We start from the raw sequence: 18,944 nt of genomic DNA on the forward strand, positions 1-18,944 counted from the left end.
TGGACATCGATCCGGCTGAGGCGCAGAATTGCGATCCATCAAACCAGACGGGGGTATGTGCGGATGGCAGATGATATGCCCGAGCCTGCGGCAAGCAAGCTGACGATCACCAAGCGCAAATGGGCGGTGGAAGGAAAGTTTCTCACCGGCCGTCCAACCCGCCCCGACACGGAACGCCTGCCGCCCGGACAACATCTCGTCAAGAACTGGCCGGTTCTGGATCTCGGCCAGCAGCCGGAGATTTCACGCGAGCGCTGGCGGCTGGATATACGCGGTCTGGTGATCCATCCGATGACCCTGGACTGGACGGCACTGCAGGATTTACCGCAAAGCGACAGCGTTTCCGATATTCACTGCGTCACCACATGGTCGCGTTACGACAACAACTGGAAGGGCGTGGAAATCCGCGACCTGATGGATCTCGTTCATCCCAAGGACGAAGCAAGCGCTGTGATCCTGACCAGTTACGATGGCTATACGACCAACCTGCCGCTGGCCGATTTTGCCTCAGAAGACGCCATGCTGGTGACCGACTGGGAAGGCCAACCTCTCTCGGAAGAACACGGCGGACCGGTGCGGCTCGTCGTGCCGCATCTCTACTTCTGGAAAAGCGCCAAATGGCTGAACCGCATCGAATTCATACGCGAGGACAGGCCTGGCTTCTGGGAGAAGAACGGTTATCACATGCGCGGCGATCCATGGGCCGAGGAACGGTATTCGGACGATTGATCGCTTCGATCAGATCGCTGCCGCCAAACCGTTTTTCGCCCGCGCATTGGCCCAATCGGCACTGGCCTTAATCCCGCCGAGCGGAAAAACGTGACACTGCTCGATCAAGCTTCGCGGGTTCGTTGCGCAGTAGGCCTCGATCTCATTAACCAGATCGGTCGGTTCGAAAGGCACCAGCAGCTTGCGGAAATCCAGAGCACGCTTCTGCAGAATGGCAAGCGACGGACCGACGCCACAGGAGATCGCGAACTTGATCAGCGTCTGCAGCTTGGTCGGCCCGGCAATGCCGAGATGGATCGGCAGGTCGATGCCATCGGAAAAGATGCGTTCCGCCCAGGTGATGACCGGTTTGGCATCGAAGGCGAACTGCGTGACGATTGCCATCTTTGCATCGGTGCGCTGGGCATAATCATTCTTCGAACGAAGGGCGGCATCGACAATGATCGTGCCACCGGCGCGATCGATATCGCGATTGCCTTCCGGATGACCGGCAACGTGAAGGCGTTTGAAACCATACCGGTCGAACAAGCCGGTTTCGAGCATCGCCATGACGCTGTCGATTTCACCAACGGGGCGGACATGCCCGCCACCCAGCAACAGCGCCTGTTCGACACCGGCTTCCTCGCGGTAACGTTTGATCCACGTATCGAGCGTCGAAATATCCGGGATGCCGCGGGCCGGGATATGCGGCATCGGGGCCAAACCTTCTACGGTCAGCCGGCGCGCGGTTGCCACCATGTCATCGATCGGCGTGCCTTCGATATGGGCGATGTAAACACGCGTGCCTGCCGGCAGAATTTTTCGAAAATCCTCGATCTTGGCGGCAGTGCGCGGCGTGACCTCGATGGAGAAATGCGAAAGCAGGTTGATCGCGCCAGCCGGCATCCCGATTGCCGTTTCCTGTTCCGTCACTGCAAAGGCCATGAAGTTTTCCGTATCCGATATTCGTGTACCGCGTGAATATCAGGATAAGACGGCAATGTCGTTTGCACATGCCGCACGGCCGACATGCACGGACGCATTTGCGCCCATGCCGGAACCTTTGCAGGTCAAAGGCCGGAAATCAGACGGCGAGATAATTGTGCCGCAACTCGGCATTGTCGAGAACATCGGCAGCGGCACCACTATAAACCACCGTGCCCGTGTCCATGATCACGGCCCGATCGGAGAAACGCAGAGCCGCCACCGCATTCTGTTCGACGATGATGGTGGTGATGCCGAGATCGCGGATCTGCCGGACGATCTTTTCGATCTCCTGCACGATGACCGGCGCCAATCCTTCATAAGGCTCGTCGAGGAACAGGATTTTCAGATCTCGCGCCAAGGCTCGGGCAACGGCCAGCATCTGCTGTTCGCCACCCGACATGGTGGTGGCTTCCTGCGTACGGCGTTCGGCAAGGCGGGGAAAATGATCATAAATCTTTTCGACCGACCAGCCCTTTTGCCCGGACACCTGCGCCAGAAGCAGGTTCTCTTCCACCGTCAGCCCGCCGATGATACGGCGATCCTCCGGCACCAGCTGTACACCGGCCTGCGCTGCCTGATAGGATTTCATCCTGTGCAGCGGCTGGCCATCCAGCCAGATCTCACCACTTTTCAAAACCGGACTGTCGGCGCGCGCCAGAGTGCGCAGCGTCGATGTCTTGCCGGCACCGTTGCGGCCGAGCAGCGACAGGACCTCGCCCTTGGCGATGGAAAAGGAGACGCCCTGGACAATGTAGGATTCGCCATACCAGGCGTGGATATCCTCGACGCTGAAGAAGGGTCTCTCCTCAACAGGCTCCATGCTCTGGGCTCCTTTCGTCAGGTCTGTTTGGCGGGTCATGGCGTTCATGCGTGTGCTTCTCCGAGATAGGCTTCCTTGACCTTGGGGTTGCCCCGCACCTCGTCCGGCAGTCCATCGGCGATGATGCGCCCCTGCGCCAGCACGCTGACGCGGTCAGCAAGCGAGAACACCACATGCATGTCGTGCTCGATGATCACCTTGGTCATGCCGCGCGCCTTGATGCGTTTGAGAAGCTCGATCGTCATGTTGGTATCGTGGCGCGACATGCCGGCGGTCGGTTCATCCAGCAGCAGCAGCTTTGGTTTCTGGATCAGGCACATGGCAAGCTCCAGACGGCGCTTGTCGCCGCGCGACAGCGAACCGGCCAGCTGATGGCGTCGCTCCAGCAGGCCGACATCGCCCAGATGAAACTCGGCAGAATCGCGGATTTCGCTTTCGCTCTCCACCGATTGCAGCGCGTGAAAACGATAGGCGCCGTCCCGCTTGGCAAAGGCCGGGATCATGACGTTGTCGAGCAAGGTCAGATCCGGAAAGATTTCCGGTGTCTGGAACACCCGGCTGACGCCGAGCTGGTTGATTTCATGCGGTTTTTGCTGGTCGAGCGTGGTTCCGGCAAACACGACATGGCCCTGATCCGGCCGGATGCGGCCGATACAGACATTGAGCAGCGTCGATTTTCCTGCACCGTTGGGGCCAATAATGGCGTGGACGGTGCCTTCGGCAACGCTGAGATCCACATCCGTTAGCGCCTTCAACCCGCCGAAACGCTTGCTGACATCGGCGACGTGGAGAACGATATTCCTGTCTGACATGGTCGTTACTCCGCTGGTTGCGCATGAGCGGCAACGGCCGGTTTTCCACCACCGCCGCCACGCTTGAAGAGGCCTGAGATCCGTCGGAAACCTTCCATGATGCCGCCGGGCAGAAAGATCACGATCAGCACGAAGATGACGCCAAGCGTCAGGTGCCAGCCCTCGCCGACGAACAGCGACAGTCCGCTGACCAGCGGGTTCTCGATACTGTCAGGCAGAAAATCGAAGATGCGATGCAAGGTCTGCTCGTTGAAGGCGGAAAAAATGTTCTCGAAATATTTGATGACGGCCGCACCGAGGATCGGCCCGACCAGCGTTCCGGCACCACCCAGAATGGTCATCAGCACCACTTCCCCCGAGGCTGTCCATTGCATCCGCTCGGCGCCGGCCAAGGGGTCGGTGACCGCCATCAGAGAACCGGCAAGCCCGGCATAAACGCCCGAGATGACGAAGGCGGCGAGCAGATACGGCCGGTTGTTGAATCCGGTGTAACGCATGCGGTTCTGGTTGGATTTCAGTGCCCGCAGCATCAGGCCGAAGGGCGAGCGAAAGATTTTTATCGCGAAGAAGAAACAGAGGATCAGCACGATGGCGCAGAAATAGAAGCCCGCGTAACCGCCGCCGCTGAGGCCGATACCGAACAGTTCGACACGCGGCAGACCGCCGGTGGCCGCACCGGCCATACGATCGAGCACGCGGGGATCGCCCAGTGTCAGCTGCAGGCCGGTCTCACCATTGGTCAGCGGCGTCAGCACCGAATAGGCAAGGTTATAAAACATCTGCGCGAAGGCGAGCGTGAGGATGGAGAAATAGATGCCGGAACGGCGCAGCGCCACATAACCGATGACCATGGCCACCAGACCGGCAACGACCATCGAAAACAGGATAGCCGGCAAAGCATTCATGGTGAGGAGCTTGAACATCCACACCGCCGCATAGGAGCCGATGCCGATAAAGGCGGCGTGGCCGAAGGACAGATAACCGGTCAGGCCGAACAGGATGTTGAAGCCAAGCGCAAAAATGCCAAAGATGCAGAATTTCTGCATCAGCGCCGGATAGGCGGCACCGAGCGGTTGCAACGAAATCGGCAGGGTCAGGACGACAAGAGCAAAACCGAGGAACAGCAGCCAGTCCTGTTTCGAGAGATTGAAAGCCATCGGTTCACTCCTCCATAACGCCGGCACGACCCATCAGACCACGCGGCAGGGTGAGCAGCACGACGACTGCCACAAGATATATGATGATCTGGTCGATGCCGGGAATGATCGCCTTCACCTCGTTCATCGAGGCAAAGGATTGCAGGATGCCGAGCAGAAAGCCGGCCAGCACCGCGCCACCGAGCGACCCCATCCCGCCGACCACGACCACCACGAAGGAGAGGACCAGGAATTCCATGCCGATATGATAATCCGGCGGCAGGATCGGCGTGTACATGACGCCGGCCACACCGGCGACCACCGAGGCGAGGCCGAAAACGACGGTAAAGCGTCGCTCGATATTGATGCCGAGCAGGCCGACCGTTTCGCGATCACGCATGCCGGCACGCACCACCATGCCGTAGGTGGTGAAGCGCAGGAAAGCGAAGACGGCGCCGATGATGGACAGCGAGAAGAACAGATAGATCAGCCGCCACCAGGGATAGGGCAGACCATTGCCAAGGCCGATCAACTCGCCCACGGCGGCGGTGCCGCGAAATGCCGCCGGCGCCGGTTGCGGGATCGGGTTGGCGCCAAAATAGTGCTTGATGATTTCCTGAATGACGATTGCCAGACCGAAAGTGACAAGGATCTGTTCGGAATGCGGGCGCTTGTAGAAATGGCGGATGATGCCGCGCTCCATGGCGATGCCGAACAGAAGCATGACCGGTATGGCAAGCAGGATGGCGGCCGGCACGGAATAATCGACCAGAAATTTTCCACTCTCGCCGAGCCACGCTTCCACATAGGGCTGACGCACTTCCATGGGCGAACCCCAAGGGGTGGTCTGGCTCGGATCGATCGTCACCGACTGCAACGTCAGAAGCTTGTTGAAGCCGACAGCACAGAAGGCGCCCATCATGAACAGCGCGCCATGGGCGAAATTGACGACGCCGAGCGTTCCGAAAACAAGGGTTAGACCAAGCGCGATCAGGGCGTAGGCGCCGCCCTTGTCGAGCCCGTTGAGGATTTGCAGCAGTATCGCGTCCATGAGACCGCCATAAAATGAGGATTGCGACAGGCCCGCCGGACGCTTTCGCGCCCGACGGTCGATATCCGGCCATCAGGCCCGGATCAGACGATGATCAGCACTTCTTGGCGTCGGCCGGGCCGAGATCACCGCCAAAGATCTTGGCGTCGTAAGTGACATCCTTGGCGGGGATGACTTTCTTGACCTCGAGAAGATCGAACTTGTCTTTTGGCGCGGCCTTGCCCTGCACGACGAGGATGTCCTTGAAGCACTGGTGGTCGTCTGCGCGATAAAGGGTCGGGCCGTTGCCGAGGCCGTCGAAATCGAACCCTTCCAGCGCCTTGATGACTTCCGGAGCATAGAAGGTGCCGGCACGTTCGCAGGCATCGGCATAAAGCAGTGCCTGCACATAGCAGGTATGCGCGGCCTGCGACGGCGGGGTACCGTATTCCTTGCCGAACGACTGGGTGAAGGCCTTGGTGCCCGGGTCGGTGAGTTTCCAGTCCCAGTTGGCAGTGCCGTAAATGCCCTTGATCGCCTCGCCAGCGCCCTGTGCCATCAGTTCGGAGAACAGCGGCACGACGATCTCGAAGGATTTTCCGTTGACCTGCTTGTCGCGCAAACCGAACTGCACCGCCTGGGTCAGCGAGTTGATCATGTCCTTGCCGTAGTGGTTGAGGATCAGCACATCGGCGCCGGAATTGAGAACCGGGGTGATGTATTGCGAATAATCGCCGATGCCGAGCGGCGTCCGCACCGCCTTGACGGTCTGCCAGCCGAGCTTTTCGGTGGCGGCCTTCATCGATTCTTCCTGCGTCCAGCCCCAGGTGTAATCGGCCGTCAGGTGATAGGCCTTGCGGTCAGTGCCATAGGCTTCGCCGATGACGGGGCCGAGACCGATGCCGGACATGTAGGCGTTGAAGAAATGGCGGAAACCGTAACGTTTCTTGTCCTTGCCGGTCGTGTCGTTGGAATGGGTGAGGCCTGTCATGAAGATCACGCCGAGATCTTGGCAAAGGCTCTGCACGGCAACGGCTTCAGCCGATGACGAACCGCCAGTGATAACGACAGCGCCGTCCTTTTCCACCATGCGCTTGGCGCTGTCGCGCGCCGCATCGGCCTTGGTCTGGGTATCACCGGAGACGAAGGCGACCTTCTTGCCGAGAATGCCGCTGCCCTTCAGCGCCTTGGACGAGAAGGTCGGCAACATGCCGCCATCGCCCTCGCCATTGAGATGTTTCACGGCCAGCTTGTAGGCCTTGAGCTCGTCCTGTCCCTCGTCGGCGTAAGGCCCGGACAGAGGCACGTTGAAGCCGAAAGTGACGGTGTCGCCGGTCGGCACGTTGCAGGACATCTTGTCCTGCGCATAGGCACCACGAACGAAATGCATCGGAGCTGCCAGTGCAAGACCGGACAAAGCGCCGGTACGCAACAGACCACGACGGGTAACGATAATGTTGGACATGTGACTCCTCCCAAAGTCGGTGAAAACGTTGCACCCCTCCTCAAGAGCGCAGGACCAAAGGCTACCCTCAACCCGGATTTAGCCAATCCAACATTGGTCTTACGACTATCGTCTAGAAAAACCCGCCTCTGAAGAATCCGGGCAAACCGGATTTGCGACACATTATCAAATTCAGGCTCAGGCAAGCCTCGGTGCATAGGTTCCGGCACAATCGGGTGAGGACAAGGCTGCAGCTGCACATCTAGAGGCTGTGCAAGGCCAAGGCAGAAACCTGATTACGCTTCGAAAATTCATATTTCGTTCGATTTAGCCCGGGACCTGTTCACATGACTTCGATCGTTTCAAATCTGAGCACGAGCCAGATCAGATCCCTGTCGACGGCATCCGTCGCCGCCTGGTCGACCGAAGACGTGGCATCGCTTTCGACCAGCCAGATCAATGCATTATCCTCGGCCCAGATCGCCGCACTGGACAAGGAGGATGTCGAAGTCCTCGGCTCCCAACAGCTGCGCGCGATCTCGCAATCGGCAATCGTCGGCCTGTCGCTGGATCAATTGGCCGTGCTCGATACGCATGCGATCGAAAGCCTGACATCCGCCCAGGTCGCCGCGATGACGGCCTCGCAGATCGGTGGCTTCTCGACACTTCAGGCGGAAGCACTGACGGAATCGCAGGTCAGCGCGCTCACCTCCGCACAGCTCGCAGCGCTCGGTCCAGAAGAACTCGCCACATTCTCGACTTTGGACATGGCGTCGATCGGCAGCAAGGCAATCGTTGGCCTGACGACTGAAACCATGGCTTCGTTGACGACGGCACAGATTGCAGCCCTCAATCCCAAATCGGTCGGCGCTCTGACCACCGGTCAGGTTTCAGCTCTGGCATCCACGCAGGTGGAGGCCTTGACCGCAGCACAGGCCAAGGAACTGACGGCAACCCAGCTCGGAGTGCTGGGGGCCGCAGGTCTCGCCACATTCTCTGCAGACGAAATCGCCGTTCTCAGCGGTAACGCGATCGCCGGCATGAATCCTGCAGTGCTTGCCGGCCTTGGTTCCGACCAGATTGCCGCACTGACAACTGTTCAGATCAATGCGATCAAGGCGTCGCAGGTATCACCGCTCGGCACCGACTTCATTGCCACGCTGTCCACCAGCCAGATCGGCGCATTGAATACCGGTGCTGTCGCGACGCTGACGACGACACAGATTGCAGCCATGAGCAGCGCTCAGGTCGAGGCTCTTTCTGTGCCGCAGGTCAAGGCGCTGAGCTCGGCGCAGGTTACGGCCCTCGGTGCGGACGGCATTGCCACGTTTACAACGGCTGAAATTGCCGCCCTGTCCAACAAGGCGATACAGGGCCTGACGGACGAGGCCATCGAAAATCTGACACCGCAGCAGATCGCGGCGTTTAGCACCAGCGCGGTTGCCGCGCTGACCACGGCCCAGATCAAGGCCATGTCTCCGACCCAGATCGAAGCGCTGACGATTGTGCAGGTCAAGGTCCTGACATCCGCGCAGCTTTCGGCGCTAGACGGTGACGATATTGCGAGATTCACCAACGCGGAAATTGCCGCCATCAGCAACAAGGCGATTTCCGGTCTGACGACAGAGGCTCTTGCTGAGCTGTCACCCACGCAGATCGCTTCGATCAGCACCATCGGCATCACCGGCCTGAGCACGTTGCAAATCAAGGCTCTTACCACCGCCCAGGTCGATGCACTCTCGGCAAGCCAGATAAGAGTTCTGACCTCGGGGCAAGTGGCCTATCTGACCAGCGAACAGATCGAGACCTTTTCTCCCGACGAAATCGCAGCAATCAACATCAAGGCGTTGGCAGGCCTCGGCAGTGCCGGAGTTAGCGCTTTCTCGACCGCACAGATTGCCGCGCTGACGTCAGCACAGGCAAGCGCACTCAGCACCATCCAGATTGCGGCGCTCTCCACCGCGCAGGTTGACGCGCTGAGTACCACCCATTTCCGCGCCATGAAAAGCACACAGATCGCGGCACTTGGCGCCGACAACATGGCAACGCTTTCCGAAGCGGAGATTGCATCGATTGCCAGCAGTGCGGTGGTAGGCCTTACAACGGCTGCCGTCGCTGCGCTGACGACGGCGCAGATCGCAGCCCTGACCACAGCCCAAATTTCGGCGCTGACGCCCGCTCACATGACGGCGTTGACGGTTGATCAGGCCGAGGCACTGACGCCTGCCCAGGTGAAAGCGCTGACGTCCAAGCAGATCGCTGCGCTGGGAAATGACGATATCGCGACATTCTCGACCGACGATATCGCCTCCATCACCGCCCGTGCCATGCCAGGCCTCAGCACAGATGCCTTGGTAGCACTTTCGTCCGCACAGGTGGCCGCTCTCGATACGAGCGCCATCGCGGCCCTGAAGGCGAACCAGATCGCGGTGATCGATACGGACTTCATTGCCGCACTATCAACGAAGCAGATTGCGGCACTCAGCACGACAGCCGTCGCACGCCTGAGTACCGGGCAGATCGATATCATGAGCAACGCCCAGCTCGAAGCGCTGTCAGTGAACCAGATCAGGGTGATGACCTCTGACCAGCTGTCCGTGCTCGACAGGAACGATATCGCGACATTCTCGACAGCCGAGATCGCGGCACTCTCCTCCAGCGCCATCTCCGGTCTTGGCCCGGAGGTTTTTGGCAGCCTTTCCACGGCACAGATCGCAGCCCTGAGTGCCGGCGCAGTAACCGGCCTGACATCCGATCAGGTCGCAGCGCTCAGTACGGCACAGGTTGATGCCTTCACGATCACCCAGATCAAGGCGATGACGGCGAACCAGGCGATGGGACTTGGCGCCGACGATATCGCTACTTTCTCGACGGCAGAAATTGCAGCGCTTAGCAACAAGGCCGCCGCAAGCCTCGGCACCGATGCTTTCGCCGCACTGTCTTCGGCGCAGATCGGAGCGCTGAGCACGACTGCGATAGCCGGACTGACTGTCGATCAGATCGATAGGCTTTCCAGCGCACAGCTGGCAGCTCTTTCTCCAGCTCAGATCAGGTCCCTGAGTTCCACACAGCTGGCGGCTCTTGAACCGGAAGATATCGCGGCATTTTCGACAACCGGTATTGCAGCAATCAGCAACAGAGCCATTGGTGGCCTCAGTGCGGCTGCGATGGCGGCACTCTCGACTGCACAGGTCGCAGCGCTGAGCACGCTCGCCATCACAGGACTGAGCACCACCCAGGTTGAAGCGCTCGGCAGCGAGCAGATTTCTGCGCTGTCGACCGCACAGATCAAGGCCCTCAACGCATCGCAGGTCGGCGCCCTCGGCGACGACATCGAACTTCTCTCCGCCGCGCAGATCGCAGCGCTCAGCGCCACCGGACTGGTGGGCTTGAGCAGCCAGCAGATTGAAGCCTTGAGCACCGCGCAGGTTGCCGCATTGACCACGGCGCAGATCGCAGCGCTGAGTTCCAAGCAGATCGCTGCCTTCGAGACCATCGATCTTGCCGCTCTCACGACCGCCCAGATTGCATCCATCAACACGAGCGGCATTCAGGGCCTGACCTCTGACCAGATCGATGCACTCGGCACCGGCCAGATCGCAGCATTGACGACACGGCAGATGAATGCGCTGAAATCGGCACAGATCGGCGCGCTGGGAACCGACGATATTGCCGCGCTTTCGACCGCGCAGATCGCCGCATTGAGCTCTTCCGGCATCAACGGTCTGAACTCCCAGCAGATTGCAAGCCTGACGACGGCCCAGGCCGAAGCATTGACCAGTGCGCAGGTGGCAGCCCTGACGTCCAAGCAGCTCGCCGTGCTGGGGCCGGACGAAATCGCCCAGTTCTCCAGCAAGGACATTGCCGCCATCACGCCCGGCGTCATTGCCGGTCTGCCGACCGAAACCATCGCATCACTGTCGACAGGACAGATCGCGGCGCTCAGCACCGCTGGCATTGGCGGCCTGACGACACGCCAGATTGCAGCACTCAGCACCGCGCAGGTGGAAGCGCTCACAAGCGCGCAGATCGGCGCGCTCAACTCCGCCCAGCTTGCAGCGCTCGGCACCGACGATCTTGCGACATTCACGACGCGGGAAATTGCCGCCATCAGTGCCACCGCCATTTCGGGCCTTTCCACCGATACGCTGGCCATGCTGACCACCGGCCAGATCGCCGCGCTCAGCACTGCCGGCATCAGCGGGTTGACGACACGGCAGATCGCAGCACTCGGCACCGATCAGGCAGAAGCGCTCACCAGCGCACAGATTGCCGCATTCAGCGCCTCTCAGATAGCTGCCTTCGGCGCCGACGATCTTGCCACCTTCTCGACCCGTGAAATCTCCGTAATCAGCTCCAGTGCCATCGGCGGACTGACGGCGGAGACGGTGGCATCGCTGTCGACGGCACAGATCGCAGCGCTCAGCACCGCAAGCACGGCGGCGCTCGGCACCGACCGGATTGCCGCACTGACCAGCGATCAGCTGAAAGCGCTCACCAGTTCGCAGCTCGGAGCACTGACCTCCAGACAGGTCGCAGCACTCGGCACGGATGACATCGCCACGCTTTCCACCGGCCAGATCGCTGCACTCAGTGCCGGTGGCATTGCCGGCATGACCACGGATCAGATGGCCGCCCTCAGCACCGATCAGGCTGAGGCGCTGACCAGCACGCAGGTCGCGGCACTCAGTTCCAAGCAGGTTGCCGCACTGGGAGCCGATGATCTCGCCAAATTCTCCGACGAAGACATGGCGGCAATTACCTCTGGCGCGCTCGCCGGGCTCTCGACGGACGTATTGGCATCGCTTTCGACAGACCAGATCGCGGCGCTGAGCGCATCCGGCATCACCGGACTGACCACGGATCTGATTTCCGCACTCAGCAGTGCCCAGATCGAAGCCCTGACGACGGCACAGGTCCACGCACTCGGCTCGCGGCAGGTCGCGGCATTCGGTACCGACGATATCGCCGCCCTCTCGACGGCCCAGATCGCAGCTCTCGGTTCCGATGGTATCGCCGGCCTGTCGAGCACACAGATCGCCGCCTTGAGCACCACACAGGCCGAGGCACTGGTCAGTGCGCAGATTGCGGCCCTGCAGTCTTCGCAGATGGGAGGCCTGACACCCGGCGCCATCGACACGTTCACACCCGGAGAAATGGGCGCGATTACACCCGGCGCCATCGCAGGTCTTCCAACCTCCGCGATCGCCTCGTTGTCGACGTCCCAGATTGCCGCTCTCAGCGCAGCGGCCATAGCAGGCCTGACGACAGCGCAAATTGCCGCTCTCAGCAGCCATCAGATCGAAGCGCTGACCACGGCGCAGGTGGCGGCCCTGACATCGCGTCAGGTGGCAGCCCTTGGCACGGATGATCTTGGCGCACTTTCGACAGCCCAGGTGGCTTCTCTCAGCACTGCCGGTATCGGCGGCCTGTCCAGCACGCAGATCGCGGCACTTAACACTGAACAGGTCGAGGCGCTCAACGCCACCCAGATCGGCGCCCTGACATCGCGTCAGATTGCGGCACTCAGCGCCGATGCCATCGAGACCTTCACGACCGCCGAGATCGCGGCGATCAGTTCGATGGCCATTCCGGGTCTGGCAACCAGCGTGATCGCCGGCCTCTCTACGGAGCAGGTCGCATCGCTCAGTTCGGCTGGGGCTTCGGCACTGACCACCGACCAGATCGTGGCGCTCAGCAGCCATCAGGTGGAGGCGCTGACGAGCACGCAGATCGGCGCGCTGAACTCGCGCCAGATCGCCGCCCTTGGCGCTGACGATCTCGCGACCTTCACCACGGCCGAACTTGGCGCCATCAGCTCGAATGCCATCCCCGGACTTTCGACGGCCGCGATTGCCGGTCTGACGAACAGCCAGGTCGCCGCCTTGAGCACGGGCGGCATTGCCGGCCTGACCACAGCCCAGGTCGCCGCATTGAGCGTCGATCAGGTGGAATCGCTGACCACCGCCCAGATTGGCGCCCTTGGCTCGAAACAGGTGGCGGCACTGGGTGCCGATGATATCGCCGCGCTGACGACCGCCCAGATTGCGGCGATGAGCACAGGCGGCATTGCCGGCCTTGGCAGTACGCAGACAGGCGGGCTTACTCTTGAACAGGTCAACAGCCTGTCGACCAGCCAGATCGCGGCACTGACATCGGATGCATTGAGTGGTTTCAGCGTCGCGGCACTGGATGTGCTGTCTCCGGAAAAACTGGCGGCCATCAGCTCCACCGGCATGAAGGGCCTGTCGACCGCCTTCATCGCGACCCTGTCGGCCGGCGAGATCGCCGCCCTCGGTACATCGGGCATTTCCGGTCTCAGCAGCGACCAGATCCACGCGCTCAGCAATGACCAGCTGGATGCCTTGTCGCTTACCCAGATCGCCGCACTCGGCTCGTCCGGCCTTTCGGGCCTGACGACATCGCAGCTGACGACATTTTCGACCGAAGAACTGGCAGCGATCAACACCGCGGCAGTCCGCGGCCTGCCGACGGCCGTGGTCGCAGCCCTGACAACGGACGATATCGCAGCGCTGACGACCGGCCAGATGGCAGCACTCGGCTACAATCAGGTTGCCGCGATGACGACGACCCAGCTCGGTTCGCTGACGATGAGCCAAGTCGGCGCGCTGACGGCCATCCAGGCGGCAGCACTCGGTGCTGATGATCTTGCGGCATTTTCACCGGAAAACATCATGTCGCTCAGCTCGACGGCGGTCACCGGCCTCAGCACCGCGGTGCTGGCAGCCCTGCCGACCACGCAGGCGCAGGCCTTTACCGCTGGCCAGATCGGCGCGATGACCTCGGCGCAGGTTGCAGCACTCCAGAGAAGCGATGCCGGCAGCGTTTCCAGCTCCAGCACCTCGTCATCCTACTCGACAACGAGTTTTTCCTCCTATTCGGCAGACAACAGCAACGCCGCATCGGAAGCGGAAACGTCCGACACCAGCACACAGCAATCGGCCGATACCCAGTCCGACGATGTGGCTTCGATCATCTCCTCCTACCTCGCGGTCTGATACGCTCGAGAGGATGTAATAACATAAGCAGTGGCCAGATTTCCGATCAGGCCACTGCAGGCTTGCTTCGGGCAAGCCTGCCCGGTTACAGCGTTTCAACCTATCGCATGTGGTTGCAACGCCGGCCGTCAGGTCGCACAACGCGGGACCTGACATCATGGCCGCCAATTCCACTCCTCCGACGCTCGCCGACATTATCGAACTCGCGCGAACGCAGAAAATGACGCTGGCCGATCTCTTTCGGGTTGCTGAAGGGCGAAGTGCTGCCGGGCACAAGGCGGAAGCGGCGGAAATCTACAAGGCCTGGATCGCCTTCAACGACGGCAATCCGTTCGTGCATCTCGCCAGCTTCAACTATTCCGTCATCCTGCGTCAGCTTGGCGACGTCACCGGCGCCATCAACGCGCTGCGCAATTGCGTGACGCTGGACGGACGTTTTGGCCCCGGACACATCAATCTCGGCCGCGCCTATGAGGATGCCGGGCTTGCCGTGCAGGCGATCCAGCAATGGCGCAAATTCATCGAGCAGACTTCTGACAGCACGGCGGAACGTGTTTCCTACCGCCTGATGGCCCTGCAGCATGTCGGCCGTGTCATGGAAAATGCCAACCTGCTGGAGGATGCGGAGCAGACGCTCTGGCAGGCCATCGAGCTTCGGCCCGACAAGACGGAAGCGGGACAGCACTGGACGGCGATCCGGCAGCGCCAGTGCAAGTGGCCGATCATCATCTCCTCCGACCATGTGAGCAAGCGGCAGCTGCTCGATTCGATGTCGCCGCTGGCCTTGGGATGTTATTCCGACGACCCGATGTTCCAGCTGGCCAAGGCCTATCGCTACAACAAATCGCTGGTTGGCCGACCCGATATCAGTGCCTTTGCCCGCAAGACGGTAAAACAGAAGACCGGCACCGGCGAGCGCCTACGCATCGGTTACGTTTCCTCCGACCTGCGCGACCATGCCGTCGGTTTCGCACTGCGCGAAGTTCTGGAACTGCACGACAAGGCGAGTGTCGAGATATACGCCTATTATTGCGGTGATCCGGTTCGTGGCGATGCAACACAGACGCGGATGAAAAGCGCCGTCGACTGCTGGCGCGACATCGCCACGCTCTCCGATGAGGACGCGGCCCGCCAGATCGCCGCCGACGACGTCGACATTCTCATCGACGTCAACGGCTATACCAAGCACGCCCGCACAAAAATTTTCGCCTATCGCCCGGCGCCGGTCATCGTCAATTTCTGCGGTTATCCCGGCTCGATGGGCAGCCCGTTCCATCAATACATCATCGCCGACCCGTTCATCCTGCGGCCTGAGGACGAAATTTTCTATTCGGAAAAGGTGCTGCGCATCGCCTGCAACCAGCCGCTCGACCGTAAGCGCGAGATCGCGTCAGGCATCACCCGCGCGGATGCCGGCCTGCCGGAAGACGCTTTTGTATATGCCTGCTTCAACGGCATGCAGAAGATTACCGCCGATTGTTTTGCCCGCTGGATGAAAATTCTCGAGGCGACGCCCGGCAGCCTTTTGTGGCTGCTGGCCGGCGAGGACGAGGTCAACAAGCGTCTCATTGGCGAAGCGGAAAAATCCGGCATCGATCCCACCCGCATCATCTTCGCGCCCAAGGCACCGAACCCGAAACATCTGGCACGTATCGGTCTGGCCGACCTCTTCCTCGACACTTTTCCCTATGGCGCCCATTCGACGGCTGCCGACGCCATCACCTCCGGCCTGCCGATCCTGACCATGCCGGGCAAGAGTTTTGCCGCCCGCTTCTGCGGCAGCATCATCACCGCTGCCGGCATTCCCGAAATGACTTGTGCCACCCCGGACGAGTATGTGGAACGCGCAATCGGCTATTTCACTGATCGCAAGTCGCTCGCCAAGGTCAGAACCTCGCTGCAGAAACAGCGGGAGACCAGCGTGTTGCGCGATATTCCAGCCCTTGCCCTTCGGCTGGAAGAACTGTTCTGGCAGATGCAGGGTGAGGCCGAGCGGGGAGAAACACCAGTGCCGGACCTTGGCAATCTCGATACCTATTACGAAATCGGCGCGGAGATTGCCGAACAGATGGGCGAGTATGAAAGCGATGACGCCTATCGAGAGCGTTACCGACAGGCGCTGACGAACTGGGATGCATTTTCGCATGTGCCAAACGACAAGCGTTTCTGGCCAGCGATAGACGCCTGATCCTATCGCTGAAATTGCTAAAACGCCTTTTTGACAGGCAGAATCAAATTCTGCCTGTTTCTACGTCATTCAACCGGTTGACAAGCGGCGGAGTGCGCCGCAAAAAGTAGGCATAACAAGACCTACCGAACCAGGGGAACATGATGAAATCGACCATCCTGAAGATCGCCTTCGGGGCGATGGCGCTTGCCGCTTCGCTGACCGCTGCCACCGCGCAGGACCTCAAGCCCGTCAAGTTTTCGCTCGACTGGACGCTGCAGGGTAACCACGCCATCTGGGGCCTGGCTCTCAAGAATAAATATTTTGAGCAGAACGGCCTGAAGGTCTCGATGGACCGCGGTTATGGTTCGGGCGATACCGTCGTCAAGATCGCTGCCGGCGCCTATGACATCGGCTTTACCGACGTCAATTCGGTGATCAAGTTCAATGCCGAAAACCCGGATCGCAACGTCGTCGCCTTCTACCAGGTCTTCGACAAGACACCGAACTCGATCATCACGCTGAAAAAGTCCGGCATCACCAAGCCTGCCGATCTCGCCGGCAAGAAGATCGGTGCACCCGAAAGCGATTCCAGCCGCATGATGTTCGGTGCGTTTGCCAAGGCCAACAAGATCGATCCGGCCTCGATCAACTGGGTGTCGATGGCGCCAAACCTGCGCGAAACCATGCTGGTTCAGGGTCAGGTCGAGGCTATTTCCGGCTTCTCCTCCACCTCGGTCTTCAACCTGATTTCCGCAGGCGTGCCGCAGGACGATATCGTTGTGCTCTCCTATGCCGACAACGGTCTCGACCTCTACGGCAGCGTCTTGGTGGCAATGCCCGACTACATTGCCAAGAACCCCGACATCATCAAGGGTTTCGTCAAGGCGACGATTTCCGGCACGATCGACCTTTTGAAGGATCCGGCCGCCGGCATGACCGCCATGCAGGAAATCGAGCCGATGTTCGACACCAAGCTCGAAACTGCACGTCTGGCCTTCCTGATGGACAAGGGCGTTCTGAAATCGCCGGCCTTCGACAAGAACGGCCTCGGTTATGTCGATCCGGCCCGCATGGACCTGACCATCAAGACCAATAGCGATGTCTACAAGGTTCCGGCTCCGGCCGCAGCCAAGGTCTACACGACCGAGTTCCTGCCGCCCGCATCGGAACGCATGCCGCCGAAGTGATCGCTTCGCAAGCCCGGACGACAAGAGAAAAAACGTGATGAAAAACCTCGTGGAACTGGTGAACGTCAGCCTTTCCTATGGAAAGACGCTTGCCGTCTCCGAACTCAACATGGCTGTCGCGGCGGGTTCTTTCGCCGCGGTCGTCGGGCCGTCCGGCTGCGGAAAATCCTCGCTGATGAAACTGGTGACGGGCCTGATGCCCGCCACATCAGGCAGCGTGCTGATCGACGAACGAGAAATCGACGGGCCTGTCAGCATCGTCGGCATGGCCTTCCAGAACCCCAACCTTCTGCCCTGGCGCACGACGCTCGAAAACGTGCTCCTGCCACTGGAAGTGGTGCGTCCTGAGCGCCACCAGTTCCGCGCCAAGCGCAAGGAGTTCGTCGAGCGTGCCATGGATCTGCTCCGCATCGTCGGGCTGGACGGTTTTGCCGATCATTATCCGTGGCAACTGTCGGGCGGCATGCAGCAGCGCGTTTCGCTGTGTCGTTCGCTGATCCATCAGCCACGCCTGTTGATGCTCGACGAGCCTTTTGGCGCACTCGATGCCTTTACCCGCGAAGAGCTGTGGGACGTGCTGCAGACCATCTGGCTGGAGCGAAAATTCACCGCCATTCTCGTTACCCACGACCTGCGTGAGGCGCTGTATCTGGCCGACAAGGTGCATGTCATGTCGAACCGGCCCGGCCGCGTCGTGCGCTGTGTCGATACCGCCGAATTTTCCCGGCCACGCAACGAACGCACCTTCATCGATCCGAAATTCAACGAGAACGTCATGGAGCTGCGCGCTGAAATTCGCGCCCAGCGCCTGCCGATCGAAATCAAATCAGCCGCAGGTTCGGAGATGACGCCATGACCAAGTTCGAACGTCTCGGCTCCATCTTCCTGCCGATCCTTCTCGTCTTCATCTGGCAGGCTGCCTGCATCGGATTCAAGATACCGTCCTTCGTGCTGCCGGCGCCGACGGAAATTGCCGTGGCTCTCTGGGACAATCTCTACATCATCTGGTTCCACTCCAGCCAGACACTGCTGACGACTGTGATCGGCTTTGCCGTCGCCGTCATCTTTGGCGCAGCGCTCGGTATTCTCGTCGGCTCGTCGCGGTTCGCCTATTCCAGCCTCTACCCCATGCTGGTCGGTTTCAACTCGGTGCCGAAAGTGGCGATCGTGCCCATTCTGGTGGTCTGGTTCGGCATCGGCACCGTACCGGCCATTCTGACCGCTTTCATGCTGAGCTTTTTTCCGATCGCCGTGAATGTCGCAACCGGGCTGGCCACCATCGAACCGGAACTGCGTGACGTGCTGCGCTCGCTCGGTGCCAATCAGCTCGACATTGTCCGCAAGATCGGCATTCCGCGCTCGTTGCCCTATCTCTTCGCGTCGCTGAAAATCTCGATCACGCTCGCCTTTGTCGGCTCGGTGATTTCCGAAACACTGGCGTCCAATCGCGGCATCGGCACGCTGATGACGCAGGCATCGGCCAATTTCCGTGTGTCGCTGGTATTTGCCGGCCTCGTCGTCATCGCCGCCATGGGTATCGCCATGTACGTCATCTTCGCAATGATCGAGAAACGGATGACTGCCTGGGCCGTGCGCGGCACGACGTTCGGCGTCGGCGGCTGAGATAAAGA

Annotated in this window: 12 protein-coding genes; 6 read left to right on the forward strand and 6 right to left on the reverse strand. The window is 60.4% G+C overall.

The window, feature by feature from the left end:
* The first annotated feature begins 63 nt into the window (after positions 1-63).
* Positions 64-729 carry a sulfite oxidase-like oxidoreductase gene (locus AAIH70_RS20455; protein ID WP_132277542.1) on the forward strand — a complete coding sequence of 222 codons (666 nt, stop codon included), beginning with the start codon at positions 64-66 and terminating at the stop codon, positions 727-729.
* Positions 730-738: 9 nt separating this feature from the next.
* Here AAIH70_RS20455 and AAIH70_RS20460 read toward each other — a convergent pair whose 3' ends face one another.
* The 6 genes from AAIH70_RS20460 to AAIH70_RS20485 all read right to left on the reverse strand — a co-directional run bounded on the left by AAIH70_RS20460 (position 739) and on the right by AAIH70_RS20485 (position 6,958).
* Complete coding sequence (locus tag AAIH70_RS20460) at positions 739-1,653, reverse strand: methylenetetrahydrofolate reductase (protein ID WP_132277544.1); 915 nt, start codon at positions 1,651-1,653, stop codon at positions 739-741.
* A 139-nt stretch (positions 1,654-1,792) separates the two neighbouring features.
* Entirely contained in the window at positions 1,793-2,554 is a 762-nt protein-coding gene (locus AAIH70_RS20465) for an ABC transporter ATP-binding protein (protein WP_132277623.1), read from the reverse strand.
* A 5-nt stretch (positions 2,555-2,559) separates the two neighbouring features.
* Complete coding sequence (locus AAIH70_RS20470; protein ID WP_132277546.1) at positions 2,560-3,327, reverse strand: ABC transporter ATP-binding protein; 768 nt, start codon at positions 3,325-3,327, stop codon at positions 2,560-2,562.
* A 5-nt stretch (positions 3,328-3,332) separates the two neighbouring features.
* Positions 3,333-4,484, reverse strand: coding sequence for a branched-chain amino acid ABC transporter permease (locus AAIH70_RS20475; RefSeq protein ID WP_132277548.1), 1,152 nt, complete (start codon positions 4,482-4,484; stop codon positions 3,333-3,335).
* Between the two features lie 4 nt (positions 4,485-4,488).
* A complete protein-coding gene (locus tag AAIH70_RS20480; protein ID WP_132277550.1) occupies positions 4,489-5,514 on the reverse strand; it encodes a branched-chain amino acid ABC transporter permease in 1,026 nt (341 codons plus the stop codon).
* Between the two features lie 94 nt (positions 5,515-5,608).
* Complete coding sequence (locus AAIH70_RS20485) at positions 5,609-6,958, reverse strand: substrate-binding protein (RefSeq protein ID WP_132277552.1); 1,350 nt, start codon at positions 6,956-6,958, stop codon at positions 5,609-5,611.
* A gap of 326 nt (positions 6,959-7,284) precedes the next feature.
* Between AAIH70_RS20485 and AAIH70_RS20490 the strand changes: the two genes are divergently transcribed.
* The 5 genes from AAIH70_RS20490 to AAIH70_RS20510 all read left to right on the forward strand — a co-directional run bounded on the left by AAIH70_RS20490 (position 7,285) and on the right by AAIH70_RS20510 (position 18,936).
* On the forward strand, positions 7,285-13,956 hold the full coding sequence (locus tag AAIH70_RS20490) for a beta strand repeat-containing protein (protein WP_132277554.1): 6,672 nt from the start codon (positions 7,285-7,287) through the stop codon (positions 13,954-13,956).
* A gap of 157 nt (positions 13,957-14,113) precedes the next feature.
* Complete coding sequence (locus AAIH70_RS20495) at positions 14,114-16,144, forward strand: glycosyl transferase (RefSeq protein ID WP_132277556.1); 2,031 nt, start codon at positions 14,114-14,116, stop codon at positions 16,142-16,144.
* Between the two features lie 143 nt (positions 16,145-16,287).
* The gene (locus AAIH70_RS20500) at positions 16,288-17,313 is read left to right on the forward strand and encodes an ABC transporter substrate-binding protein (protein ID WP_207908281.1); all 1,026 of its coding nucleotides are present in this window, start codon (positions 16,288-16,290) and stop codon (positions 17,311-17,313) included.
* A gap of 37 nt (positions 17,314-17,350) precedes the next feature.
* Positions 17,351-18,169, forward strand: coding sequence for an ABC transporter ATP-binding protein (locus AAIH70_RS20505; RefSeq protein WP_132277560.1), 819 nt, complete (start codon positions 17,351-17,353; stop codon positions 18,167-18,169).
* Positions 18,166-18,936, forward strand: a complete 771-nt coding sequence (locus AAIH70_RS20510; RefSeq protein WP_132277562.1) for an ABC transporter permease — start codon at positions 18,166-18,168, stop codon at positions 18,934-18,936. The genes AAIH70_RS20505 and AAIH70_RS20510 overlap by 4 nt, the downstream gene beginning before the upstream one ends.
* Positions 18,937-18,944: the final 8 nt, after the last annotated feature.

It is taken from the genome of Neorhizobium sp. BT27B (assembly GCF_050455485.1).
GTDB lineage: Bacteria > Pseudomonadota > Alphaproteobacteria > Rhizobiales > Rhizobiaceae > Neorhizobium.